This is a genomic window from Streptomyces sp. NPDC046716 (assembly GCF_040645755.1).
Taxonomy (GTDB): domain Bacteria; phylum Actinomycetota; class Actinomycetes; order Streptomycetales; family Streptomycetaceae; genus Streptomyces.
In genome coordinates this window covers 1-22,965 of the sequence record NZ_JBEYYU010000086.1, presented here as the reverse complement: position 1 = coordinate 22,965, position 22,965 = coordinate 1, and the positions used below count along the sequence as shown (strand labels likewise).

At 72.2% G+C, this 22,965-nt stretch carries 20 protein-coding genes and 1 pseudogene; 15 read left to right on the top strand and 6 right to left on the bottom strand.

All coding sequences use genetic code 11. The features are described 5' to 3' along the window. The first annotated feature begins 47 nt into the window (after window positions 1–47). The 6 genes from ABZ930_RS38030 (at window position 48) to ABZ930_RS38005 (ending at window position 4,994) form a co-directional block, all read left to right on the top strand. Window positions 48–812 (top strand): ABC transporter ATP-binding protein, encoded by a 765-nt coding sequence (locus tag ABZ930_RS38030; RefSeq protein ID WP_361558937.1) that lies wholly within the window; start codon window positions 48–50, stop codon window positions 810–812. A 3-nt stretch (window positions 813–815) separates the two neighbouring features. Further along, window positions 816–2,162 carry an FtsX-like permease family protein gene (locus ABZ930_RS38025; protein WP_361558934.1) on the top strand — a complete coding sequence of 449 codons (1,347 nt, stop codon included), beginning with the start codon at window positions 816–818 and terminating at the stop codon, window positions 2,160–2,162. A 103-nt stretch (window positions 2,163–2,265) separates the two neighbouring features. Next, a complete protein-coding gene (locus ABZ930_RS38020) occupies window positions 2,266–2,652 on the top strand; it encodes a cell division protein SepF (protein ID WP_361558931.1) in 387 nt (128 codons plus the stop codon). A gap of 131 nt (window positions 2,653–2,783) precedes the next feature. Then, window positions 2,784–3,956, top strand: a complete 1,173-nt coding sequence (locus tag ABZ930_RS38015; RefSeq protein WP_361558928.1) for an ATP-binding protein — start codon at window positions 2,784–2,786, stop codon at window positions 3,954–3,956. Next, a complete protein-coding gene (locus tag ABZ930_RS38010) occupies window positions 3,953–4,384 on the top strand; it encodes a nucleotide pyrophosphohydrolase (protein WP_361558925.1) in 432 nt (143 codons plus the stop codon). Before ABZ930_RS38015 ends, ABZ930_RS38010 begins: the two co-directional genes overlap by 4 nt. 118 nt (window positions 4,385–4,502) lie before the next feature. After that, on the top strand, window positions 4,503–4,994 hold the full coding sequence (locus ABZ930_RS38005) for a DUF6099 family protein (RefSeq protein WP_361558922.1): 492 nt from the start codon (window positions 4,503–4,505) through the stop codon (window positions 4,992–4,994). A gap of 91 nt (window positions 4,995–5,085) precedes the next feature. Here the strand turns inward: ABZ930_RS38005 and ABZ930_RS38000 are convergent, their stop codons facing one another. Continuing rightward, a complete protein-coding gene (locus ABZ930_RS38000) occupies window positions 5,086–5,274 on the bottom strand; it encodes a hypothetical protein (RefSeq protein ID WP_361558919.1) in 189 nt (62 codons plus the stop codon). 315 nt (window positions 5,275–5,589) lie between these two features. Next, window positions 5,590–6,513 (bottom strand): LLM class F420-dependent oxidoreductase, encoded by a 924-nt coding sequence (locus tag ABZ930_RS37995; RefSeq protein ID WP_361558916.1) that lies wholly within the window; start codon window positions 6,511–6,513, stop codon window positions 5,590–5,592. A gap of 80 nt (window positions 6,514–6,593) precedes the next feature. On the opposite strand from ABZ930_RS37995, the gene ABZ930_RS37990 reads away from it, so the two are divergent. The 3 genes from ABZ930_RS37990 (at window position 6,594) to ABZ930_RS37980 (ending at window position 12,040) form a co-directional block, all read left to right on the top strand. After that, on the top strand, window positions 6,594–8,102 hold the full coding sequence (locus ABZ930_RS37990; RefSeq protein WP_361558913.1) for a 3' terminal RNA ribose 2'-O-methyltransferase Hen1: 1,509 nt from the start codon (window positions 6,594–6,596) through the stop codon (window positions 8,100–8,102). After that, window positions 8,099–10,648, top strand: a complete 2,550-nt coding sequence (locus ABZ930_RS37985; protein WP_361558910.1) for a polynucleotide kinase-phosphatase — start codon at window positions 8,099–8,101, stop codon at window positions 10,646–10,648. The genes ABZ930_RS37990 and ABZ930_RS37985 overlap by 4 nt, the downstream gene beginning before the upstream one ends. Window positions 10,649–10,807: 159 nt before the next feature. After that, window positions 10,808–12,040 carry an arginine deiminase gene (locus ABZ930_RS37980; protein ID WP_361558907.1) on the top strand — a complete coding sequence of 411 codons (1,233 nt, stop codon included), beginning with the start codon at window positions 10,808–10,810 and terminating at the stop codon, window positions 12,038–12,040. Between the two features lie 15 nt (window positions 12,041–12,055). On the opposite strand, the gene cynR is transcribed toward ABZ930_RS37980, so the two are convergent. Further along, window positions 12,056–12,961: a transcriptional regulator CynR gene (cynR, locus tag ABZ930_RS37975; protein WP_361558904.1), complete on the bottom strand. Its 906-nt coding sequence runs from the start codon at window positions 12,959–12,961 to the stop codon at window positions 12,056–12,058. Window positions 12,962–13,097: 136 nt separating this feature from the next. Between cynR and ABZ930_RS37970 the strand changes: the two genes are divergently transcribed. The 3 genes from ABZ930_RS37970 to ABZ930_RS37960 all read left to right on the top strand — a co-directional run bounded on the left by ABZ930_RS37970 (window position 13,098) and on the right by ABZ930_RS37960 (window position 16,257). Next, window positions 13,098–13,613: a nucleoside deaminase gene (locus ABZ930_RS37970; RefSeq protein WP_361558901.1), complete on the top strand. Its 516-nt coding sequence runs from the start codon at window positions 13,098–13,100 to the stop codon at window positions 13,611–13,613. 80 nt (window positions 13,614–13,693) lie between these two features. Next, the gene (gene argF / locus ABZ930_RS37965) at window positions 13,694–14,710 is read left to right on the top strand and encodes an ornithine carbamoyltransferase (protein WP_361558898.1); all 1,017 of its coding nucleotides are present in this window, start codon (window positions 13,694–13,696) and stop codon (window positions 14,708–14,710) included. Window positions 14,711–14,829: 119 nt separating this feature from the next. Then, window positions 14,830–16,257, top strand: a complete 1,428-nt coding sequence (locus ABZ930_RS37960; protein ID WP_361558955.1) for an amino acid permease — start codon at window positions 14,830–14,832, stop codon at window positions 16,255–16,257. Here the strand turns inward: ABZ930_RS37960 and ABZ930_RS37955 are convergent. Then, window positions 16,211–16,666, bottom strand: coding sequence for an ATP-binding protein (locus ABZ930_RS37955; RefSeq protein WP_111662457.1), 456 nt, complete (start codon window positions 16,664–16,666; stop codon window positions 16,211–16,213). The two genes, ABZ930_RS37960 and ABZ930_RS37955, sit on opposite strands and share 47 nt — an antisense overlap. 303 nt (window positions 16,667–16,969) lie before the next feature. Here ABZ930_RS37955 and ABZ930_RS37950 point away from each other — a divergent pair, with 303 nt between their 5' ends. The 3 genes from ABZ930_RS37950 (at window position 16,970) to ABZ930_RS37940 (ending at window position 21,508) form a co-directional block, all read left to right on the top strand. Further along, a complete protein-coding gene (locus ABZ930_RS37950; RefSeq protein WP_361558895.1) occupies window positions 16,970–17,800 on the top strand; it encodes an enoyl-CoA hydratase family protein in 831 nt (276 codons plus the stop codon). Further along, window positions 17,785–20,088 carry a bifunctional salicylyl-CoA 5-hydroxylase/oxidoreductase gene (locus ABZ930_RS37945; RefSeq protein ID WP_361558892.1) on the top strand — a complete coding sequence of 768 codons (2,304 nt, stop codon included), beginning with the start codon at window positions 17,785–17,787 and terminating at the stop codon, window positions 20,086–20,088. The genes ABZ930_RS37950 and ABZ930_RS37945 overlap by 16 nt, the downstream gene beginning before the upstream one ends. Before the next feature lie 190 nt (window positions 20,089–20,278). Next, window positions 20,279–21,508 (top strand): serine hydrolase domain-containing protein, encoded by a 1,230-nt coding sequence (locus ABZ930_RS37940; protein WP_361558889.1) that lies wholly within the window; start codon window positions 20,279–20,281, stop codon window positions 21,506–21,508. Between the two features lie 69 nt (window positions 21,509–21,577). Here ABZ930_RS37940 and ABZ930_RS37935 read toward each other — a convergent pair whose 3' ends face one another. Further along, window positions 21,578–22,798, bottom strand: coding sequence for a GTP-binding protein (locus ABZ930_RS37935; RefSeq protein WP_361558886.1), 1,221 nt, complete (start codon window positions 22,796–22,798; stop codon window positions 21,578–21,580). Between the two features lie 2 nt (window positions 22,799–22,800). Further along, window positions 22,801–22,965: pseudogene (locus ABZ930_RS37930) on the bottom strand (sulfate adenylyltransferase small subunit); the annotation flags it as partial.

Here is a 22,965-nt window from a genome sequence, read left to right as displayed (position 1 = left end):
CACAGACACCCGGACAGCCACCTCATCGGGGCGAGGCGCTCCGTCTGGTGAGGGTCACCAAGACCTACGGCGCCCGGGGCGACGCGGACACCCCGGGCGGCGAGGGCACGGGGATCCGGGCCCTCGACGACATCACCCTGTCCCTCCCCGCCGGCACCTTCACGGCCGTGATGGGCCCCTCCGGGTCCGGCAAGTCCACGCTGCTGCACTGCGCCGCCGGACTCGACCGCCCCGACCAGGGTCTCGTCATCGTCGACGGCGAGGAGATGACGGACTCCGCGAAGCCGCCGCGCGGCGAGGCCGCGCTCACCCGCTTCCGCCGCACCCGCATCGGTTTCGTCTTCCAGCAGTACAACCTGCTGCCGACGCTCACCGTCGCCCAGAACACGGTCCTGCCGCTCCGGCTGGCGGGCCGGCGCGTGGACCGGGCCCGGGTCGAACGGACCCTCACCGCCGTCGGCCTCGGCGACCGGCTCGGCCACCGCCCCGACCAGCTCTCCGGCGGGCAGCGCCAGCGCGTGGCGATCGCCCGCGCCCTGGTCACCGAACCTTCGGTGATCTTCGCGGACGAGCCGACCGGCGCCCTCGACACCCGCAGCGCCCGCGACGTGCTCGCCCTGCTCCGGGACGCGGTGCGCACCCACGGCAGGACCGTCGTCATGGTGACGCACGACCCGGTCGCGGCGTCCTACGCCGACGCCGTCCAGTTCCTCGCGGACGGCCGGCTCGCCGGACACCTGACGGCGCCCACGGCCGACGCGGTCGCCGAACGCCTCGCCCACCTCGGCGACGACGCGGCAGCGGGGGTGTGAGCGATGTTCACGACACTCGGCCTCGCGGCCCGCTCCGTACGGCAGCGCCCCGGTCGCTTCCTCGCGACCCTCCTGTCCGCCTTCCTCGGCGCGGCGATCATCATGACCTTCAACGCGATGCACGACACGGCGGCGGGGAGCGGCGTCGACGGCACCAGCGCGGACACCCTCACCACCGCGGCGAGCGTCGTCGGCGGCTACGGCACCCTGCTCGTCTTCTTCGCGGTCGCCTCCACGTTGACGGTCAACGTCCGTCAACGTACGGACGAGATCAACCTGTTGCGCACCGCGGGCGCGACCCCGGGACAGATCAAGCGCATGGTCGTCGGCGAGTCCGTCGCGGTCGCCCTCGCCGGAGCCCTCCTGGCCATCGGCCCGGCCGCGCTCGGCGGCGCCGTGCTGCTCGACGTGTTCAAGGACAGCGGCCAGGTCGCCGGCTCCGTCGACTACTCCTTCGGGCCGATCGCCCTCCTGTCGGGCATCGACGTCACGCTCGCCGCCGCCGCGGGCGCCGCGTTCCTCGCCGTCCGCAGGGTCACCAGGGAGGCGGCGGGAACCCGTCGGGGCAGGCGCGGGACACGGAGGTTCCTGTCCTGGGCGGCCCTCGTCCTGGGCGCCGCCTCCGTCTGCTCCACCTTCGCGATGAAGGCCACGGACCCCGCGCTGATGGCCGCCCCCGCCTACGGCGCGATCCTCCTCTCCGTGGGCCTCGCACTCGTCTCGACCGGTCTGCTGCGCTCCGTCCTCGGCCGGGCGGAACCGCTCCTGACCGCCCTCACCGGCGCGAGCGGCTACCTGGGTGTGCGGAACATGCGCCAGCGGGCCTCCCAACTGTCCGGCGTCCTCGTCCCGTTGATCCTGTTCACCGCCATGGCCACCGCGACGCTCTACATGCAGACCGTCGAAAACGACACGATCAAGGCATCGGGATTGACCCGGTCAACAGAGGACAAGAACCTTGAGACGCTCAACCTGACCGTGGTCGGCATCATCGTCGTCTTCGCCTGCGTCATGTTGATCAACTCGCTGTACGCGGACACGGCCGCCCGGGTACGGGAGTTCGGGCAGCAGCGCCTCGCCGGCGCGACCCCCGCGCAGATTCTGGGAACCGTCGCGGTGGAGGGCGCCGTCCTGACGGTCACCGGAGTGTTCTTCGGCACACTCGCCGCACTCGCCGGAATCCTTCCGTTCACCGCCGTACGCACCGACGGGCTCCTCCCGGACCGGGGCCTCGGCATCTGGATCACGGTCGTGGCCATTGCGGGGACGGCCACCATGGTCACCGGCCTGCTCACCGCACGGCGCGGACTGCGGGTCCCGGCGGTGGACGCGGTGACCCTGGCGGCATGACCGGCAGGGACACCCGCCCGTGTCGGTGTTGGGCCAAGCGGGTGACATGACGTAAGAATTGGTCGGTGCAGACAACAGTGCGAGCCCGGACGGGGTGGGGGCAGTGAACAGCCACGACGTCACCGACGAACAATGGGAAGGGCTCGCCCAGGTCGTACCGCTGCGCAGCCGCAACGAGTGGCCGTCGGCGATCGACCATCGGGCGATGCCGGATGTGGACACCGAACCGCGCCGCCGCTTCGTGGTGCTGCGGGTGAACGTCTTCGGTGACGCCCGCGAGGTCGCCGAGACCGTCATGTCCGGCATCCCGGTCCTGCTCGACCTGAGCGGCGCCGAGTCCGAAGTCGCCAAGCGCGTCCTCGACTTCAGCAGCGGCGTCGTGCTCGGCCTCGGCTGCGGCATGCACCGCGTCGACCGCAACGTGTTCCTGCTCGCCCCGCCCGGCACCGAAGTCCAGGGCCTCGTGGCGGGCGCGGGCGCGCTGTCCTGACCGGCACCGCCCCGACCGGCACCGTCCCCATCGCGCCCCGGCTGGCAATCCCTTTCGGCATAATCGCTCGATCGTAGGAAGGTCACCGGGGACGAACGGTTCTGCGGCGCCGGTCCGCCTACGTTCACCTCATGACCGTGCTCCAGCGGGGCGCGCCCCCGTTACCCCCCGGCGCGTTCCCCGGCCGCCCGCGCGTGACCGAGCTGCGGCTCTCGGCCTTCGCCCGCCACCGCGGCGCCACCGTCCCCCTCGGCCCCTTCACCGCGCTGACCGGCCCCAGCGGCAGCGGCAAGAGCAGCGTGCTGCGGGCCCTCGACGCGCTCGCCCGGCTCGGCGGCGGCGCGCACCTCGGGGAGGTGTTCCCCGACCCGCGGGCCTACGTCCCCGAGCGGGCGCGGCCCGACGCGCAGCGCCGCCGCGGCTTCCGGATCGGCTGCACCGTCGAGGGCCCGGCCGGACCCGTCCGGCTCGACCTCGCCGTCCAGGCCGAGCCCGAACTGCGCGTCGTCGGCGAGCGGCTGACGGGCCCCGGCGTCGTCTACCTGGAGACCGCCCTGCGCGACCCGGGCCGCCGAGACGTCCAGGCCGCCTGGCACACGGCCGGTTCGGTGCCGGTGACCCGGGGCCCGCTCCCCGACGACCTGCTCGGCACGGCCCTGCTCCCGCTGCGCGTCTCCGGCCGCACGGAGGGCCAGCTCCAGGTGCTCGCCGCCGCGGAACAGATGGTCGTCGGGCTCCGTTCGGCGTTCGCCTGCGACCCCGACCCCGCCCGGATGCGCGCACCGGCCCCGTCCCGCGCCGACCGGCTGCTCGGCGGCTGCGACAACCTCGCGGCCGTGCTGGGCAGGACCCGCAGCGAGTGCGGCAACCGGCACGCGCTGCTGGTCGCCGCGGCGCGGGCGGGCCTCGCCGGACCGGTCCTCGACGTGTTCGCCGAGCCCGCGGGCCGGGACGGCTCGGTCCGCGCCTTCATCGACCGCGGCGACGGCCTGCGCACCCCCGTCGAGCGGCTCGCGGACGGCGAGTTGAGATACCTCGCCCTCGCGCTCGTCCTGCTCACCGGGCCCCAGGTCCTGGAGGTGGACGCGGCGGCCGAGGTGCCGGAGGCGTACCAGACCCTGACCGTCGCGGCGGACGGCTTCGACCGGGGTCTCGACCCGGTCCAGAGCACCGAACTCACCGCGCTCGCCGCCCGGATGTGCGCCCGCGGCCACATCCGGCTCGTCGCCGCGGTGGGCCAGGGGGCGAGCGCGGAACGGGAGGCGCGGGCGCACGGTGCGACGGTGGTAGACCTGGAGCCGTGACAGACGCACAGGACCATGGGGCCGCACTCCCGGCCGGCGGCGGCGACCTCGACGTCGCGGCCCTTCAGAACCGCCTCGCCCGCTTCGCCGCCGCCCGCGACTGGCAGCCCTTCCACACCCCGAAGAACCTGGCCACGGCGCTCAGCGTCGAGGCGGCCGAACTCGTCGAGATCTTCCAGTGGCTGACCCCCGAGCAGTCGGCCCGGGTGATGGACGATCCGGAGTCGGCGCACCGGGTCCGCGACGAGGTCGCCGACGTCCTCGCGTATCTGCTGCAACTGTGCGAGGTGCTCGGCGTCGACGCGCTCGCCGCGCTGGCGGCGAAGATCGACCGCAACGAGACCCGGTTCCCGGTGCCGGAGGGGCCGGGGGATGTGGGGGATCCGGAAGAACCGAAAAAGGGAATCCGTCACTCTCCGGAGTCATAGAAATATCCACAGCGGATTACTTCTCCACAGATTTCGGGCCTCCCCTGGCTTTTCGCCTCACGAGCCCTCACTCTGGGTAGTGGACAAGGGAGTTCGGGCGTGACGGGCGGAGGCGCGGATGGATGCGGTGCGGCTCATCGGGGTCGGCCGACGGGCCTTGGCGGAGAGCCAGGACGCGCCGGACATCATGAGGGAGGCGTGGCAGGCGCAGGCTCTGGCACAGGCGATCGGCAGCCGCCTCGCCATGCTGGGGCCGGCGGAGATGAGAGGTGAGGCGCTGGGCCTGTGCGAGGCGGGAGCGCGGGGCAGCGGCGGCTCGGCGGTTCCGGTGGTGGGAGCCGGCGGGATACGGGCGGCGCAGTTGACCGAACTGGGCGATGTGCGCGGGGCCTTGATGGATCTCGGCGCGCTGCTCGGCGATGTGGGGATCGCGCTCGTCGCGGTGGCGAGCGGGTCCTTCGAGGAAGGGGCCTATTGGCAGTGCATGGAAGCCATCGACGCGGCGGACGAGTCCCGGGACCGCGTGCTGGAGATACTCCGCCGGCTGCCGGAGCGGGACAGCCGCCTGACGGACCCCGGACCGGAGCCCGGCTCCGACTCGGCGGCCTGACCGGGAGCGCACCCGCGACTGCGGCGCTCCCGGCGCGGCGCTCCCCGCGGGCTGCTGAGGGAGCGCGGCGATGCCTCGGCGGGCGGCTGCCTCAGAGTTCGTCGGCGGCCGGGCGCGAGGTGCCCGGGGGCTGTTGGAGGTCGGCGTCGAGCTGCGACAGATCGGCGTTGAGCGCCGCCATCAGCTCTTCCATCTGCTGCAGCAGACCCTTGGGCGCTCCTTGCTGCTCCGGCACGTTCGTATCGTGCGCGGCCTGCTCGGGCACGGCTTCCTGGGACATGACGGCCTCCTGGCCTTCGCCCTCCCACCTGGGGGAAGGCAGCTGACGCAAGTGACGCGCGGCAGCGACCGCCGGCGCGGGGGCCGGGCGGTCCGGCTCCGCCCGAGCCAACGATCATCGGGCGGGCCGAGTCACTGCGGCGGGACCGCCCCGCGCCACGGGTTGACGCAATTTCACCCGAGAGGGGCCGTCGGGCGGGACCGGGCGACAGCGGAGTTGACGCCCGGCCCCGGGCGACCGGGTCAGGGGTGCCGGATCAAGAGGAGGCGAATCAGAGGTGCCGCGTCAGGAGGTGCCGGATCAGGAGGTGTCGGATCAGGAGAGGTGCGGGGCCACCTCGGAGGCGATCAGCTCCAGGTGGTCGAGGTCGTCCAGGTCGAGCATCTGCAGATACATCCGCTGCGAGCCGACGGCCTGGTACGCGGCGATGCGTTCCAGGACCTCCGCGGGGGAGCCGGCGAGACCGTTCGCCTTGAGTTCGTCGACGTCCCGCCCGATCGCGTCCGCGCGCCGCTTCACCTCGGCGTCGTCGCGGCCCACGCAGATGACGAGAGCGTTGGAGTAGACGAGGGAGTCCGCCGACCGCCCGTACTCGACGGCGGCCGCCCGGACCCGCTTGAACTGCGCCTCGCTGTCGGCGACGGAAGCGAAGGGGATGTTGAACTCGGTGGCGAAGCGCGCCGCGAGCGCCGGCGTCTTCTTGGCGCCGTGGCCGCCGACGAGGACCGGCACCCGCGCCTGGGCGGGCTTCGGCAGCGCGGGGGAGTCCTTCAGCTGGTAGTGGGTGCCCTCGAAGGTGAAGCGCTGGCCGACCGGCGTCTCCCACAGCCCCGTCACGATGGCGAGCTGCTCCTCCAGACGCCCGAACTTCTCCTTCGGGAACGGGATGCCGTACGCCGCGTGCTCCTCGGCGTACCAGCCGGAGCCGAGACCCAGCTCGACCCGGCCGCCCGACATCTGGTCGACCTGGGCGACCTGGATGGCGAGGACACCGGGCAGCCGGAAGGTGCCGGCGGTCATCAGGGTGCCCAGGCGGATCCGCCGCGTCTCGCGGGCCAGACCGGCCAGCGTCGTCCAGGCGTCCGTGGGGCCGGGCAGCCCGTCGGCGGAGCCCATGTGGAGGTAGTGATCGGACCGGAAGAAAGCGTCAAAGTCCAGCTCCTCGGCCGTCTGCGCGACGCGGAGCAGCGTCTCGTAGGTGGCACCCTGCTGCGGTTCGGTGAAAACTCGAAGATCCATGCAGCCATGATGCCCGGGGCCGGGCCGCGCGAGGGAAAACTCGCTGGTCGCCGTGGCGGCCGCCGGGGAGACTGGGTGGCGTGTTCCTGACGATCAGTACCACCGGTACCCCTGAACGCCCCGCGACCGACCTCGGGTTCCTGCTGCACAAGCATCCCGAGAACGCGCAGGCGTTCTCCACCTCCTACGGCACCGCGCACGTCCTCTATCCCGAGGCCGGCGCGGAGCGGTGCACGGCCGCGCTGCTGCTCGAGGTCGATCCGGTGGCGCTGGTCCGGCGCGGCAAGAAGAACAAGGCGGCCGACGCGGCGCTCGCGCAGTATGTGAACGACCGGCCGTACGCGGCCTCGTCGCTGCTCGCCGTGGCGCTCAGCGCCGTGTTCTCCAGCGCGCTGCGCGGGGTGTGCAAGGCGCGTCCCGAGCGGGCCGCGGAGCCGATGCCGCTGCGCGTCGAGGTGCCCGCGCTGCCCGCGCGCGGCGGCCCCGACCTCGTACGGAAGCTGTTCGAGCCGCTCGGGTGGACCGTCGAGGTGGAGCACATCGGGCTCGACGAGCGGTTCCCCGAGTGGGGCGACTCGCGGTACGTGCGTCTCGTCCTGGAAGGGGAGCTGCGGCTCGCGCACGCGCTGCGCCACCTGTATGTGCTGCTTCCGGTGCTCGACGACGCCAAGCACTACTGGGTCTCGGCCGACGAGGTCGACAAGCTGCTGCGCGCGGGGGAGGGCTGGCTGGCCGGCCACCCCGAGCAGCGCCTGATCGCCGGCCGGTATCTGTCGCGGCGCTGGGCCCTGACCCGGGAGGCGATGCGCCGGCTCGAACTGGTGCGGCTCGCGGACGCCGACGACACGGACGTCGACGAGATCGACAACGCCGTGGACGAGTCGACCGACACCGAGGAGAAGCCGGTGCCGCTCGCGGTGCGACGGCGCGAGGCGATCCTCGACGCGCTGCGCGACTCCGGCGCGGCCCGGGTGCTCGATCTGGGCTGCGGGCAGGGCCAGTTGGTGCAGGAGCTGCTGAAGGACGTCCGGTTCACCGAGATCGTGGGGCTCGACGTGTCCGTCCGCGCCCTCACCATCGCCGCGCGACGGCTCAGGCTGGAGCGCATGGGGGAGCGGCAGGCCTCGCGCGTGCGGCTCGTCCAGGGCTCGCTCGCCTACACCGACAAGCGGCTCAAGGGGTACGACGCGGCGGTGCTCAGCGAGGTGATCGAGCACCTCGACCTGCCCCGGCTGCCCGCCCTGGAGTACGCGGTGTTCGGGTCCGCGCGGCCCCGCACGGTCCTCGTGACGACGCCGAACGTCGAGTACAACGTCCGCTGGGAGACCCTGCCCGCCGGGCACGTCCGGCACGGTGACCACCGGTTCGAATGGACCCGAGAGGAGTTCCGCACCTGGGCGGAGCGGGTGGCCGGACGGCACGGATACGCCGTGCGGTACGTGCCGGTGGGTCCCGACGACCCCGAGGTGGGCCCGCCGACCCAGATGGCGGTCTTCACCGTACGAGAGACAGCAGAGACAGCAGAGACAGCAGAGACAGCAGAGAAGGCCGAGAAGGCCGAGAAGGCAGCGAAGGAGGCGGCGGCATGACCGACAGCGAGAACACGGGGCGGGTGCTGCCCGTCACCGACCTCTCCCTGGTCGTCCTGATCGGCGCGTCGGGTTCGGGCAAGTCGACCTTCGCACGCGCCCACTTCAAGCCGACCGAGGTCATCTCCAGCGACTTCTGCCGCGGCCTGGTCGCCGACGACGAGAACGACCAGAGCGCCAGCCGCGACGCCTTCGACGTGCTGCACTACATCGCGGGCAAGCGCCTGGAGGCCGGCCGCCTGACGGTGGTCGACGCGACGAACGTGCAGCAGGACGCGCGCCGTCGGCTCATCGACCTGGCGCGCGAGTACGACGTGCTGCCGATCGCCGTCGTGCTCGACGTGCCGGAGGACGTGTGCGCCGCGCGCAACGCGCAGCGGACCGACCGGGCCGACATGCCGCGCCGCGTCATCACCCGGCACACCCGCGAACTGCGCCGCTCGCTGCGGTCCCTGGAGCGGGAGGGGTTCCGGAAGGTGCACGTCCTGCGGGGCGTGGACGAGGTGGCGCGCGCGGACATCGTGCGCGAGAAGCGGTTCAACGACCTGACCCACCTCACCGGACCGTTCGACATCATCGGCGACATCCACGGCTGCGCGAGCGAACTGGAGACGCTGCTCGGCAAGCTGGGGTACGCCGACGGGGCGCACCCGGAGGGACGCACGGCGGTGTTCGTCGGCGACCTCGTCGACCGCGGACCCGACACCCCCGGCGTGCTGCGCCGGGTGATGGGCATGGTGAAGGCCGGCACCGCGCTGTGCGTACCGGGCAACCACGAGAACAAGCTGGGCCGCTGGCTGAAGGGCGCCCAGGTCCAGCACACGCACGGCCTCGCCGAGACCGTCGAGCAGCTGGGCGCGGAGAGCGAGGAGTTCCGGTCCGAGGTGCGGGAGTTCGTGCGCGGCCTCGTCAGCCACTACGTCCTCGACGGCGGCCGGCTCGTCGTGTGCCACGCGGGCCTGCCCGAGAAGTACCACGGGCGGACCTCGGGCCGGGTGCGCTCGCACGCGCTCTACGGGGACACGACGGGCGAGACCGACGAGTTCGGGCTGCCCGTGCGCTACCCGTGGGCCGAGGACTACCGCGGCAGGGCCGCGGTGGTCTACGGACACACCCCGGTACCGACCGCGACCTGGCTCAACAACACGATCTGCCTGGACACCGGCGCCGTCTTCGGCGGCCGGCTCACCGCGCTGCGCTGGCCGGAGCGCGAGCTGGTCGACGTACCGGCCGAGCAGGTCTGGTACGAGCCGACGCGGCCGCTGGCCACGGAGGCGCCCGGCGGGCACGAGGGACGGCCGCTGGACCTCGCCGACGTGCGGGGGCGCCGGACCGTGGAGACCCGGCACGGCGGCCGGATCACGGTGCGCGAGGAGAACGCGGCGGCGGCCCTGGAGGTCATGAGCCGCTTCGCGGTCGACCCGCGGCTCGTGCCGTATCTGCCGCCGACGATGGCGCCGACGGCGACGTCGCAGGAGGAGGGCTATCTGGAGCACCCCGCCGAGGCCTTCGCCCAGTACGCCGCCGACGGCGTGGGCCGGGTCGTCTGCGAGGAGAAGCACATGGGCTCGCGGGCCGTGGCCCTGGTCTGCCGGGACGCGGTCGTGGCGCGGGAGAGGTTCGGCGTCGCCGACGAGGCGGTGACGGGCGCGCTCTACACCCGGACCGGGCGGCCGTTCTTCGACAGCGCCGAGATGACGGAGGCGGTGCTCGGGCGGGTGCGGGACGCCGTCACGGAGGCCGGACTCTGGGCCGAGCTCGACACCGACTGGGTGCTGCTCGACGCCGAGTTGATGCCGTGGTCGCTGAAGGCGTCCGGGCTGCTGCGCTCGCAGTACGCGGCGGTGGGCGCCGCCGCCGGGGCCGTGTTCCCGGGTGTGCTGGGCGCGTTGGAGGCCGCGGCCGGGCGCGGGGTCGACGTGGGCGGTCTCCTCGACCGGCAGCGGGAGCGGGCGGCCGACGCCGCCGCGTTCACGGACGCGTACCGGCGCTACTGCTGGAGCACGGACGGGATGGAGGGGGTGCGGCTCGCGCCGTTCCAGGTCCTCGCCGTGCGCGGCCGGTCCCTCGCCGGGCTGCCGCACGACGAGCAGCTCGCACTCGTCGACCGGATGGTCGAGCACGACGCCAGTGGGCTGCTGCGGACGACGCGGCGGCTGTTCGTCGACACCGGGGACCCGGAGTCGGTGCGGGCCGGTGTCGACTGGTGGCTGGAGATGACCGGGCGCGGTGGCGAGGGCATGGTCGTCAAGCCGGTCGGGGCGCTGGTGCGCGACGAGAAGGGGCGGCTGGTGCAGCCCGGGATCAAGTGCCGGGGGCGCGAGTACCTCCGGATCATCTACGGTCCCGAGTACACGCGGCCCGAGAATCTCGCCACGCTGCGGCAGCGGTTCCTCGGGCACAAGCGGTCTCTGGCGGTGCGGGAGTACGGGCTCGGGCTCGAGGGGCTCGACCGGCTGGCCGACAGGGAGCCGTTGTGGCGGGTGCACGAGGCCGTCTTCGCGGTCTTGGCTCTGGAGTCGGAGCCGGTGGACCCCCGTCTCTGACCGTCGGGTGCACCGCCGTCGTGGCTGGTCGCGCAGTTCCCCGCGCCCCTGGAAGGCCTGCGGCCCTCAGGGGCGCGGGAACTGCGCGACCAGCCCCCACCGGCCCGCACTCGGCGACACACAGAGCGCATCCTGTGCTCCCCGGGGAAGGATGGCTCCATGGGATTTCACGTCGACTCCGAGGCCGGGCGGCTGCGCCGCGTGATTCTGCACCGGCCCGACCTGGAGCTGAAGCGCCTCACGCCCAGCAACAAGGACCAGTTGCTCTTCGACGACGTGCTCTGGGTGCGCAGGGCGCGCCAGGAGCACGACGGGTTCGCCGACGTGCTGCGCGACCGGGGCGTCACGGTGCACCTCTTCGGCGACCTGCTCACCGAGGCGCTGGCCGACGAGGCCGCCCGCATCCGCGTACTGGACCGGGTGTTCGACGAGAAGGAGTACGGCCCGCTCGCCACCGACCACCTCAGGGCCGCCTTCGAGACGCTGCCCGAGCACGAGCTGGCCGAGGCGCTGATCGGCGGAATGACGAAGCGTGAGTTCCTGGCGAGGCATCCGGAACCGACGTCCGTCCGCTTCCACGTCATGGACCTCGACGACTTCCTGCTGGCGCCGTTGCCCAACCATCTCTTCACCCGCGACACCTCGGCCTGGATCTACGACGGGGTGTCGGTGAACGCCATGCGCTGGCCCGCCCGGCAGCGCGAGACGGTGCACTTCGAGGCGATCTACCGGCACCATCCGCTGTTCCGGGACGAGAGGTTCCACGTCTGGTCCGAGGGGCAGGCCGACTACCCGTCCACCATCGAGGGCGGCGACGTGCTCGTCATCGGCGAGGGCGCCGTCCTCATCGGCATGAGCGAGCGGACCACCCCGCAGGCCGTCGAGATGCTCGCGCACAAGCTGTTCGCCGCGGGCTCGGCCCGCACCATCGTCGCGCTCGACATGCCGAAGCGGCGGGCCTTCATGCACCTGGACACGGTGATGACGATGGTGGACGGGGACACGTTCACCCAGTACGCGGGCCTGGGCATGCTCCGCTCGTACACCATCGAACCGGGCACCTCCGGGCGGGAGCTGAAGGTCACCGACCATCCGCCGGAGCACATGCACCGGGCCATCGCGGCGGCCCTCGGCCTGAGCGGCATCCGGGTCCTGACCGCCACCCAGGACGTGCACGCCGCCGAACGCGAGCAGTGGGACGACGGGTGCAACGTGCTGGCGGTCGAGCCGGGCGTCGTCGTCGCCTACGAGCGGAACGCGACCACGAACACCTTCCTGCGCAAGCAGGGCATCGAGGTCATCGAGATCCCGGGCAGCGAGCTGGGCCGGGGCCGCGGCGGCCCGCGCTGCATGAGCTGCCCGGTGGAGCGGGACCCGGTGACCGCCGGCTGAGGCGCGCCCCGGGGCTCAACCGGGCGGGGCGGGCGGCAGCCCCCGCTCCGTCACCTGCGCGCGCAGCAGCGCCGCGAACGCCAGCAGGGCCGCCGAGCGGTGACCGCCCGAGCGGGTCAGCAGCGCCGCCGTCCGCCGTGGGAGCGGCGGGCGCAGCGGCACCTGGCAGAGCCCGGGCCGGTCCAGGGTCACGGCGTCCGGCAGCACGGTGGCCAGCGCCCCGCCCCGCACGATCTCCAGGAGTGCCAGCGCCGAGTCGGCCTCGACGACGACCCGGGGCGCGACTCCCTGCTCCGCGAAGTAGGCGTCGATCCGGGCGCGGGTCGCGAAGTCACCGGTGAGCAGCGCGAGGTCCCGGCCGGCCAGCGCGGCCACCGGCAGCGGCGCGGACCCGGCCCCGGCGCCCGCGACCACGCCGAGCGTCTCGACGAACAGCGGCTCGGCCGCGACGCCCGGCACCGGTGCGCCGGTGAAGGCGATGCCCGCGTCCAGGTCGCCGGCGATCAGCCCCTCCCCGATGTGCTCCTGCGTCGTCTCCCGGACGGTCAGGTCGAGCCCGGGGTGCCGGGCGTGCAGGGCGGCCAGGAGCGGTCCGACGAGATAGGCGGTGAAGGTGGGCGTGACCGCGAGCCGCAGCCGCCCGCGCGAGAGGTCCCGCACGTCGCGCACGGCCGCGTCGGCGGCGGCGATCTCGCGCAGCGCCCGCCGCGCGTGGCCGGCGTAGACCTCGCCCGCGTCGGTGGGCCGCACGGTGCGTCCGGACCGGTCGAGCAGGGGCTGCCCCACGGCCCGCTCCAGCGCGCGGATCTGCTGCGACAGGGTGGGCTGCGCGATGTGCAGCGCCTCGGCGGCCCGGGTGAACGTGCCGTGCTCCACGACGGCCAGGAGATAGCGCAGGTGTCGTAGTTCCACAGGAGCCATACGGCGAGCCTAGCGCCGGACATAGATGTCATCGATAGCGGACATGGGCAATGCGTCTTGGACGCTATAGGTGCAGTTCAGTCAGGCTGGGTAGCGGTTCGGCAGAAGCCGAGAACGCATCGACCGGAGGTACCTCATGGACTTCGTCCAGCGCACCGTCGACCTGGCCCGCGCCAACGTCCTGGACGGCGGCCGCCCCTTCGCCACCGTCGTCGTCAAGGACGGCGAGATCATCGCGGAGCGCGCCAACCAGGTCGCCCAGACCCACGACCCGACGGCCCACGCCGAGGTGCTGGCCGTCCGTGACGCTTGCGTGCGGCTCGGCACCGAGCACCTGACCGGCGCCACGATCTACGTCCTGGCGCAGCCGTGCCCGATGTGTCTGGGCGCGCTCTACTACTGCTCTCCCGACGAGGTCGTCTTCGTCACGACCCGGGACGCCTACGAGCCGCACTACGTGGACGACCGCAAGTACTTCGAGCTGAGCACGTTCTACGACGAGTTCGCCAAGCCCTGGCAGGAGCGCAGGCTGCCGATGCGCCACGAGCCGCGCGAGGACGCCGTGGACGTCTACCGCCTGTGGCAGGACCGCAACGGCGGCGACCGCCGGGTCCCCGGCGCCCCGGTGAGCGATCACGACACCAAGGGCTGAATATAAATGTGGGGCATCGTATAGACTTACATCGTCCTGTTGTTCCCCTGCCCGTCCCGATCCGCATCCAGGAGCGCCCCATGGCGACGACCGCCCGCCCCGACCTCGCAGGCCGCCACTTCCTGAAGGAGGTGGACTTCAGCGCGGAGGAGTTCCGCGGTCTCGTCGAGCTGGCCGCCGAGCTGAAGGCCGCCAAGAAGGCGGGCGCCGAGACGCAGTACCTCAAGGGCAGGAACATCGCGCTGATCTTCGAGAAGGCGTCGACCCGGACCCGCTGCTCGTTCGAGGTCGCGGCCGCCGACCAGGGCGCCTCGACGACGTACATCGACCCGGCCGGCTCGCACATCGGCAAGAAGGAGTCGAGCAAGGACACCGCGCGCGTGCTCGGCCGGATGTTCGACGCCATCGAGTTCCGCGGCGACGAGCAGGCGATCGTCGAGACGCTCGCCGAGTTCTCCGGCGTGCCGGTCTACAACGGCCTGACCGACGACTGGCACCCCACCCAGATGCTCGCCGACGTGCTCACGATGACCGAGCACAACGACAAGCCGCTGAACGAGATCGTCTTCTCCTACCTCGGCGACGCCCGCTTCAACATGGGCAACTCCTACCTCGTCACCGGCGCCCTGCTCGGCATGGACGTACGGATCGTCGCGCCCAAGAGCTACTGGCCCGCCGCCGAGATCGTCGCGCAGGCCGAGAAGCTCGCCGAGGCGAGCGGCGCGCGCATCACGCTCACCGAGTCCGTCGCCGACGGTGTCGCCGGCGCGGACTTCGTCGTCACTGACGTCTGGGTCTCCATGGGCGAGCCCGAGGAGATCTGGGACGAGCGGATCAAGGCGCTCACGCCGTACGCCGTCACCATGGACGTGCTGCGCGCGACGGGCAACGCGGACGTGAAGTTCCTGCACTGCCTGCCCGCCTTCCACGACCTGGGCACCAAGGTCGGCCGCGAGATCCACGCCAAGTACGGCCTGGAGTCCCTCGAGGTCACCGACGAGGTCTTCGAGTCGGCGCACTCCGTCGTCTTCGACGAGGCCGAGAACCGGATGCACACCATCAAGGCCGTCATGGTCGCCACGCTCGGCCGGCCGTAGGCAGCAGGGCACACACCACAGAACCGTTCACACTGATGGGGCCGGAACACCTCTCCGGCCCCATCGGCATGCGGCACCACCCCCGCCGCACCCGCACCACCGGAAATGAGCACCACCCCATGCGTCTCAAGTCGCCCGAATCCCTCATCGCCGAATCGGGCGCCGACCTCGAAGGCCACGGCCTCAAGCGCACCATGGGGCTCTTCCAGCTCGTGTGCTTCGGCGTCGGCGCGATCGTCGGCACGGGCATCTTCGTCGGGCTGTCCGACACGGTGGCCGAGGCCGGCCCGGCCGTACTCCTGTCGTTCGTGCTCGCCGGGATCACCTGCGTCTTCACGGCGTTCTCCTTCGCCGAGCTGGGCGGCGCGATCCCGGTCTCCGGATCCTCGTACTCGTTCGCCTACGCGACCCTGGGCGAGCGCGTCGCGTTCCTCGTCGGCTGGTGTCTGCTCCTGGAGTACGGCGTCTCGGTGTCGGCCGTGGCCGTCGGCTGGAGCCAGTACCTCAACGAACTGCTGGACAGCCTCTTCGGCTGGCAGCTGCCCGCCGCCCTGTCCGCGGGGCCGTCCGACGGCGGCGTCGTCAATCTGCCCGCCGTCGTCGTCCTGCTGATGGCCGCGACGCTGCTGGTGCGCGGCGTCCGGGAGAGCGCGCGGGCCACCGCCGCGATGGCCGTCCTGAAGATCGGCATCCTGGTCGCGTTCTGCGCCGTCGCCTTCACCGCGTTCGAGGACCACAACCTGACGCCGTTCCTCGCGAACGGGGTCGGCGGCGTCACCTCCGGCGCCTCGCTCGCCTTCTTCTCGTACATCGGCTTCGACGCGATCACCACCGCCGGCGAGGAGGTGAAGAACCCCCGGCGCAACATCCCGGTCGCGATCATGATCTGCATCGGCATCGTCACCCTGCTGTACTGCGCCGTCGCGGTCGCCGCCATCGGCGCGCTCGGCGCGGACGCCGTCGGGAACAAGCCGGCCGCGCTCTCCCTCGTGGTCAATGACGTCACGCACTCCACCGTCGGCGGCGGGATCATCGCCTTCGGCGCGGTCGTCGCCATCGCGTCCGTCGTGCTCGCGGTGATGTACGGGCAGACCCGGATCCTGATGTCGATGTCCCGCGACGGACTGATCCCGCGCGTCTTCGAGCGGGTCTCGCCGAGGACGTCGACGCCGGTGCGGGGCACCTGGATCGTGGCGGTCGTCTTCGCGGTCCCGGCCGCGTTCTCGTCGCTGGACGCCGTGGTGAACCTGACGACCATCGGCACGCTCGCCACCATGGTCGCCGTCAATGTCGCGGTCGTCGCCCTGCGCCGCTCGCACCCCGGCCTGAAGCGCTCGTTCCGGGTGCCGCTGTATCCGCTCAGCCCGGTCCTGGGCGTCGCCTTCTGCCTCTACCTGATCTGGGGCACCGGCTGGACGACCTGGGTGCAGTTCGCGGTGTTCCTCGCCGTCGGCGTGCTCGTCTACGGCGGCTACGGGCGCAAGAACTCGCGGCTCGGCGCTACGCCTCGGACGGGGGCCGCTGCCGGGGCACCGCCGGAAGCGTGAACCACACCGCCTTGCCGGACTCGGTGGGGCGGTGTCCGCACGAGGAGGACAGCGTGCGGATGAGCAGCAGGCCGCGTCCGTGCTCCTGCCACGGATCGGGCTCCTCGGCGTCGTCCGGATTGGTGAGGTCCGCGGGCGGCGCCGGGTCGGCGTCGTGCACCTCGACCTGGCAGCCGGTCTCCAGCAGCTCCACCACCAGCTCGATGGGGGCGTCGCCCGCGGTGTGCTCCACGGCGTTCGCCACGAGCTCCGCCGTGAGCAGCTCCGCGGTGTCCATGTCGGCGGCCGGCGAGTCGATCTCGGTCAGCGCGGTACGGACGAGGGCGCGCGCCACGGGCACGGCGGCCGCGGTGTGCGGCAGGGCTATACGCCACGACGTGGGCGTGGAGGGCCCGGGGGGAGGAGTCAAAGCGGGTCCTGAGGGGGCGGGTGGGGGCGGTTCGGGCGGGACGGGCGCCGGAGGATGGTGCGTGGGGTGGCCGTCCTGCGTTCAACCTTATGAATGGTACGGCGTGCGTCGATAGAGGCTCCCGGTGGTCTTCCTCGGGACATTGGGCTCTATGACCTGAACTGTTCCTTATTCCGTCCTCCTCCTCGGCTCCCCCAGGGCTCCCCGTAGCCGTATCGCGTTCTACTGACGACGGTCACAAAGCGGTGATACCTTCGTGGGACAGCCGTCGGAGCACGCCTGCCCGCAGGAGGCCGTACGCGCATGAGTCCCTTCACCGGCTCCGCCCCCCGCACCGAGACCTGGCACCACCTCGCGTACACCGTGGACCCGCACGGCGTCGCCACTGTCACCCTCGCCCGGCCCGAGAAGCTCAACGCCCTCACCTTCGGCGCCTACGCCGACCTGCGCGATCTGCTCGCCGAGCTGTCCCGGGAGCGGGCGGTCCGCGCCCTCGTCCTGACCGGCGCGGGCCGCGGCTTCTGCTCCGGCGGCGACGTCGACGAGATCATCGGCGCCACCCTCGCCATGGACACCGCCCAGCTGCTCGACTTCAACCGGATGACGGGGCAGGTGGTGCGGGCCGTGCGCGAGGCGCCGTTCCCGGTGATCGCCGCCGTGCACGGGGTCGCCGCGGGCGCCGGCGCGGTGCTCGCGCTCGCCGCCGACTTCCGGGTCGCCGACCCCAGCGCCCGCTTCGCGTTCCTGTTCACCCGGGTCGGACTGTCCGGCGGCGACATGGGCGCCGCCTACCTGCTGCCCCGCGTCGTCGGTCTCGGCCACGCCACCCGGCTGCTGATGCTCGGCGACGCCGTGCGCGCGCCGGAGGCCGAGCGGATCGGACTGATCAGCGAGCTGACCGACGAGGGCCGGGCCGACGAGGCGGCGCTGGCCCTCGCCCAGCGGCTTGCGGCGGGACCCGCCCTCGCCCACGCCCAGACCAAGGCGCTGCTCACCGCCGAGCTGGACATGCCGCTCGCCGCGGCCGTCGAGCTGGACGCCGCCACCCAGGCCCTGCTCATGAACGGCGAGGACTACGCCGAGTTCCACGCGGCCTTCACCGAGAAGCGGCCGCCGAAGTGGCAGGGACGGTGACCCCCGTCACCGCGCGGAGGATCGCCGTCGTCGGCGGCGGCCCCGGCGGCCTGTACGCGGCCGCGCTCCTCAAGCGCCTCGACCCGGACCGCGAGATCACGCTCTGGGAGCGCAACGCACCGCACGACACCTTCGGCTTCGGCGTCGTCCTGTCCGACGAGACCCTCGGCGGCATCGAGCACGCCGACCCGGTCGTGTACGCGGCGCTCCGGGACGAGTTCGTGCGCTGGGACGACATCGACATCGTGCACCGGGGCGTGCGGCACACCTCCGGCGGCCACGGCTTCGCCGCGCTCGGCAGGCGCCGCCTGCTGGAGATACTCCAGGACCGCTGCCGCCGGCTCGGCGTCGAGCTGCGCTTCCGCACCCCGGCCCCGCCCCTGGACCGGCTGCGCGCCGAGTACGACCTGGTGGTCGCCGCCGACGGGGTGCGCAGCGCGACCCGCACCGCCTGCGCCGACGCGTTCCGCCCGCACATCGAGGAGCACCGCAACCGCTACATCTGGCTCGCCGCCGACTTCGCCCTCGACGCGTTCCGCTTCGAGATCGCCGAGACCCCGCACGGTGTGATGCAGCTGCACGGCTACCCCTACAGCGCCGACGCGTCCACGGTCATCGTCGAGATGCGGGACGAGGTGTGGCGGGCCTCCGGACTGGCGGACCTGGACGTGGGGGAGTCCGTCGCGGCCTGCGCGAAGACCTTCGCCGACGCGCTCGGCGGACGCGCCCTGAAGTCCAACGACTCCTCCTGGCTCACCTTCCGCACGGTCGTCAACGACCACTGGTCGCACGGCAACTGCGTCCTCATCGGCGACGCCGCCCACACCGCGCACTTCTCCATCGGCTCCGGCACCAAGCTGGCCGTCGAGGACGCCCTCGCCCTCGCCGCGTGCCTGGGCGAACACCCCACCACGGACGAGGCGTTGCGGGCGTACGAGGCCGAGCGGCGGCCCGTCGTCGCCTCCACCCAGCGCGCCGCACGGGCCAGCCTCCAGTGGTTCGAGGACCTGCCGCGCTATCTGGACCAGCCCCCGAAACAGTTCGCGTTCAACCTCCTCACCCGCAGTCGCCGTGTCACCCACGACAATCTGCGGCTGCGCGACGCCCGCTTCACCGCGTCGGTGGAGCGCGAGTTCGGCTGCCCCGAGAGCACCCCGCCGATGTTCACGCCGTTCCGGCTGGGCGGACTGCGGCTGCGCAACCGCGTCGTGGTCTCCCCGATGGACATGTACGCGGCCGTGGACGGCGTGCCCGGCGACTTCCACCTGGTCCACCTCGGCGCGCGGGCGCTCGGCGGGGCCGGCCTGATCATGACGGAGATGGTCTGCGTCAGCCCCGAGGGCCGCATCACCCCGGGCTGCGCCGGTCTCTACACCGACGAGCAGGCGGCCTCCTGGCGGCGGATCACCGAGTTCGTGCACTCCGGAGCGCCCGGCGCCGCGATCGGCGTGCAGCTCGGCCACTCCGGCCGCAAGGGCTCGACGCGCCTGATGTGGGAGGGCATCGACGAACCGCTGCCCGACCCGGCGGACAACTGGCCCCTGGTGGCCGCGTCCCCGATCCCGTACAAGCCGGGCAGTCAGACCCCGGCGGAGCTGACCACCACCCAACTCGCAGATGTCAGAGCCCAGTTCGTGGCCGCCGCGCGGCGGGCCGCCCGCGCCGACTTCGACCTCCTCGAACTGCACTGCGCGCACGGCTACCTGCTGTCCGGCTTCCTGTCCCCGCTGACGAACCGGCGCGCGGACGCCTACGGGGGCTCCCTGGAAGCGCGGCTCAGGTTCCCCCTTGAGGTCTTCGACGCGGTGCGCGAGGTGTGGCCCGGCGAGCGGCCCATGACCGTACGGATCTCCGCGACCGACTGGGCCGAGGGCGGGACGACCGCCGAGGACGCGGTGGCGGTCTCCCGGGCCTTCGCCGCGCACGGCGCCGACGCGATCGATGTCTCCACCGGCCAGGTCGTCGCCGACGAGCGACCGGCGTACGGGCGCTCCTATCAGGTGCCGTACGCCGACCGGATCCGTGGCGAGACCGGCGTCCCGGTGATCTCCGTCGGTGCGATCTCCTCCTGGGACGACGTCAACTCCCTTGTCCTGGCCGGGCGTACGGACCTGTGCGCGCTGGCTCGCCCGCACCTGTACGACCCGCACTGGACCCTGCACGCTGCGGCCGAGCAGGGCTACGCGGGTGAGGGTGTCGGCTGGCCGGACGCGTACCGCGCGGGCAGCAGGCCGCCCCGGACCGGCCGACTCGACGCCCCCAAACCCCGTCTGGCACTGCCGAACTGACACCCCTGGCCCGACGGATCGAGCGTTCACCACACCTCATTGCAATGACGCCTTCTTAACGCCCATTTACCTCACAGGCATTGACGAAATTGATCGTTGACGCCTTCGTGAACGCAATGTACCTTTCGGGCGTTCGACGAATCCTGACCATGTGCACGGGCGCCGACGGCGGCGCAGGGGGAGTTACGTGATGGGACAGAGCAGCGCCGGTTTCTCCAAAGCGGGACTGCGCAAGGTGCACGACGTACTGGCGCGAGGCGTCGACACGGGCCGGATCCCCGGGGTCGTCGCCCTGTTCAGCCGTGGCGACGAGACGCACGTCGAGACGATCGGCACCATGCGCCACGACGGCGGCGACCCGATGCGCCGGGACACCCTCTTCCGGATGGCCTCGACCTCCAAGCCGCTGTCGGTCGCGGCGGCGATGGTCCTGCTCGACGAGTGTCGGATCCACCTCGACGACCCGGTGGAGCAGTGGCTGCCCGAGCTCGCCGACCGTCAGGTGCTGAGGACGATCGACAGCCCGCTGGACGACACCGTTCCGGCCCGCCGCCCGATCTCCGTGCGGGACGTACTGACCTCCACGTTCGGCCTCGGCATGGATATGACGGTGATCGGTACGCCGGTCATGAACGCCGTCTTCGAGCAGGGGATCACTCCCAACCTGCCCGAGCCCATGCCCGAGCAGGACGAGTGGATGCGCCGCCTCGGCACGCTTCCGCTGATGCATCAGCCCGGCGAGCGCTGGCAGTACCAGATCGCCAGCGACCTGGTCGGAGTGCTCGTCTCCCGGGTCACGGGCCAGTCCTTCGAGGCGTTCCTGCGTGAGCGGATCCTCGACCCGCTCGGCATGAAGGACACCGGGTTCCACGTCCCGCAGGACCAGCTGCACCGGCTGCCCCCGTTGTACGCGCCCGACCCGGCGACCGGCGAGTTCCATGTGTGGGACGAGGCCGCGACCGGCCGCCACAGCACGCCACCGGCGTTCCAGGGCGGCGGCGGTGGGGTGAACTCCACGGCCGACGACTACCACGCCTACTTCAAGATGCTGCTCGCCAAGGGGGTGCACGACGGGGAGCGGATCCTGTCCCGGCCCGCCGTCGAACTCATGACGACCAACCGGCTCACCCCCGAACAGCAGGCGGCGCGCCAGGAGTTGGCGCTCAACAGCGTGCACATCTCCTTCGGGCAGGGCCAGCACGGCGGCTGGGGCATCGGCATGGCGGTGCGCACCTACCGCGGCGACTACGCACCCGTCGGCCAGTTCGGCTGGGACGGCGGCAGCGGCACCTCGACCTACGCCGATCCGGTCAACGGGATCGTCGGCATCCTGCTCACCCAGGTCGGCGCCTCCACGCCGTCCTCGATCCACCTGATGCACGACTTCTGGACCACGCTGTACCAGGCGCTCGACGACTGACCGCCGACGGACGCCGTGTGCCCGGCCCCCGCGAAGAGCGGTGGGGCCGGGCACACGGCGCACGGGAGGTCAGCGGGCCGACTCGGCCATCCCCGCGGTCAGCGTCGTCCCGTCCGCCGGGTCGACGAGGAGGAACGCGCCGGTGTGCCGGATCTCCGCGTACGCGTCGAGCGCCAGCGGCTCGGCGGTGTGCAGCACGACGTGCCCGAGGTCGTTGGCCGTCAACTGCTCGGCCTCACCCAAGGACTTGACGACGGCCTTCACCGTGCGGGTGGTGTGCCGTACGAGGACGCGCTGCCCCACGGTCAGCGGCTCGTCCGCGAGATGGCAGACGGCGGCCCGTACGTCCTGGGTGATCTCCGGCGCCCGGGAACCGGCCGGGGCCAGCAGATCGCCGCGCGCCACGTCCAGTTCGTCGGCGATCCGCACCGTCAGGGACGATCCCGCGTGCGCCTCGTGCACGGGTGTGCCGAGGACGTCGAGAGCGGTGATCGTCGTCGTCCGGCCCGAGGGGAGCACGGCGATCCGGTCGCCGACGCGCAGGGTGCCGGAGACCAGTCGGCCCGCGTAGTGCCGCGACTCGCCGTGCCGGATGACGTACTGCACGGGGAAGCGGGCGGGCGCGTCCGGCGACTCCGCGGTGACCTCGACCGTCTCCAGGTGCTCCAGGACTGTCGGGCCGCCGTACCAGTCCATGCGGGCGGACGGGTCCACGACGTTGTCCCCGGCGAGCGCCGAGATCGGGATGGCGGTGACCGCGGGAACCCCCAACTCGGCTGCCAGTGCTCCGAATTCATCGGCGATCCTCGCGAAGGCGGCCTCTTCGTAGTCGACGAGGTCCATCTTGTTGACGGCGAGCACGACGTGCGGGACGCGCAGCAGCGCGGCGATGGCCGCGTGCCGCCGGGTCTGCTCGACGACACCGTTGCGCGCGTCGACCAGGATGACCGTCAGCTCCGCCGTGGAGGCGCCCGTCACCATGTTCCGCGTGTACTGCACGTGTCCCGGGGTGTCCGCGAGGATGAAGCGGCGCCGGGGTGTGGCGAAGTAGCGGTAGGCGACGTCGATGGTGATGCCCTGCTCGCGCTCGGCGCGCAGGCCGTCGGTGAGCAGCGCCAGATCGGGCGTGCCGGTCCGGGAGATCGACTCCAGCTGGTCGGCGAGGACCGACTTGGAGTCGTGCAGGAGACGGCCGACCAGCGTGGACTTGCCGTCGTCGACGGAACCGGCCGTGGCGAGCCGCAGCGTTCCGGCCTCGGGAACCGCGCAGACGGCGGGGGTGGTGCTCATGTCTAGAAGTACCCTTCGCGCTTGCGGTCTTCCATCGCGGCCTCGGACATCTTGTCGTCGGCGCGGGTGGCACCCCGCTCGGTGAGCCGGGAGGCGGCGATCTCGGCGATGACCTTCTCGATGGTCGTGGCGTCGGAGTCGACGGCGCCGGTGCAGGACATGTCGCC

Bases quoted from the DNA above. Each gene is read 5' to 3' on its own strand.
- ABZ930_RS38025 (WP_361558934.1), top strand. From the start codon at position 816: ATGTTCACGACACTCGGCCTCGCGGCCCGCTCCGTACGGCAGCGCCCC.
- ABZ930_RS38015 (WP_361558928.1), top strand. From the start codon at position 2,784: ATGACCGTGCTCCAGCGGGGCGCGCCCCCGTTACCCCCCGGCGCGTTC.
- ABZ930_RS38005 (WP_361558922.1), top strand. From the start codon at position 4,503: ATGGATGCGGTGCGGCTCATCGGGGTCGGCCGACGGGCCTTGGCGGAG.
- ABZ930_RS38000 (WP_361558919.1), bottom strand. From the start codon at position 5,274: ATGTCCCAGGAAGCCGTGCCCGAGCAGGCCGCGCACGATACGAACGTG.
- ABZ930_RS37995 (WP_361558916.1), bottom strand. From the start codon at position 6,513: ATGGATCTTCGAGTTTTCACCGAACCGCAGCAGGGTGCCACCTACGAG.
- ABZ930_RS37985 (WP_361558910.1), top strand. From the start codon at position 8,099: ATGACCGACAGCGAGAACACGGGGCGGGTGCTGCCCGTCACCGACCTC.
- ABZ930_RS37980 (WP_361558907.1), top strand. From the start codon at position 10,808: ATGGGATTTCACGTCGACTCCGAGGCCGGGCGGCTGCGCCGCGTGATT.
- cynR (WP_361558904.1), bottom strand. From the start codon at position 12,961: ATGGCTCCTGTGGAACTACGACACCTGCGCTATCTCCTGGCCGTCGTG.
- ABZ930_RS37970 (WP_361558901.1), top strand. From the start codon at position 13,098: ATGGACTTCGTCCAGCGCACCGTCGACCTGGCCCGCGCCAACGTCCTG.
- argF (WP_361558898.1), top strand. From the start codon at position 13,694: ATGGCGACGACCGCCCGCCCCGACCTCGCAGGCCGCCACTTCCTGAAG.
- ABZ930_RS37960 (WP_361558955.1), top strand. From the start codon at position 14,830: ATGCGTCTCAAGTCGCCCGAATCCCTCATCGCCGAATCGGGCGCCGAC.
- ABZ930_RS37950 (WP_361558895.1), top strand. From the start codon at position 16,970: ATGAGTCCCTTCACCGGCTCCGCCCCCCGCACCGAGACCTGGCACCAC.
- ABZ930_RS37940 (WP_361558889.1), top strand. From the start codon at position 20,279: ATGGGACAGAGCAGCGCCGGTTTCTCCAAAGCGGGACTGCGCAAGGTG.
- ABZ930_RS37935 (WP_361558886.1), bottom strand. From the start codon at position 22,798: ATGAGCACCACCCCCGCCGTCTGCGCGGTTCCCGAGGCCGGAACGCTG.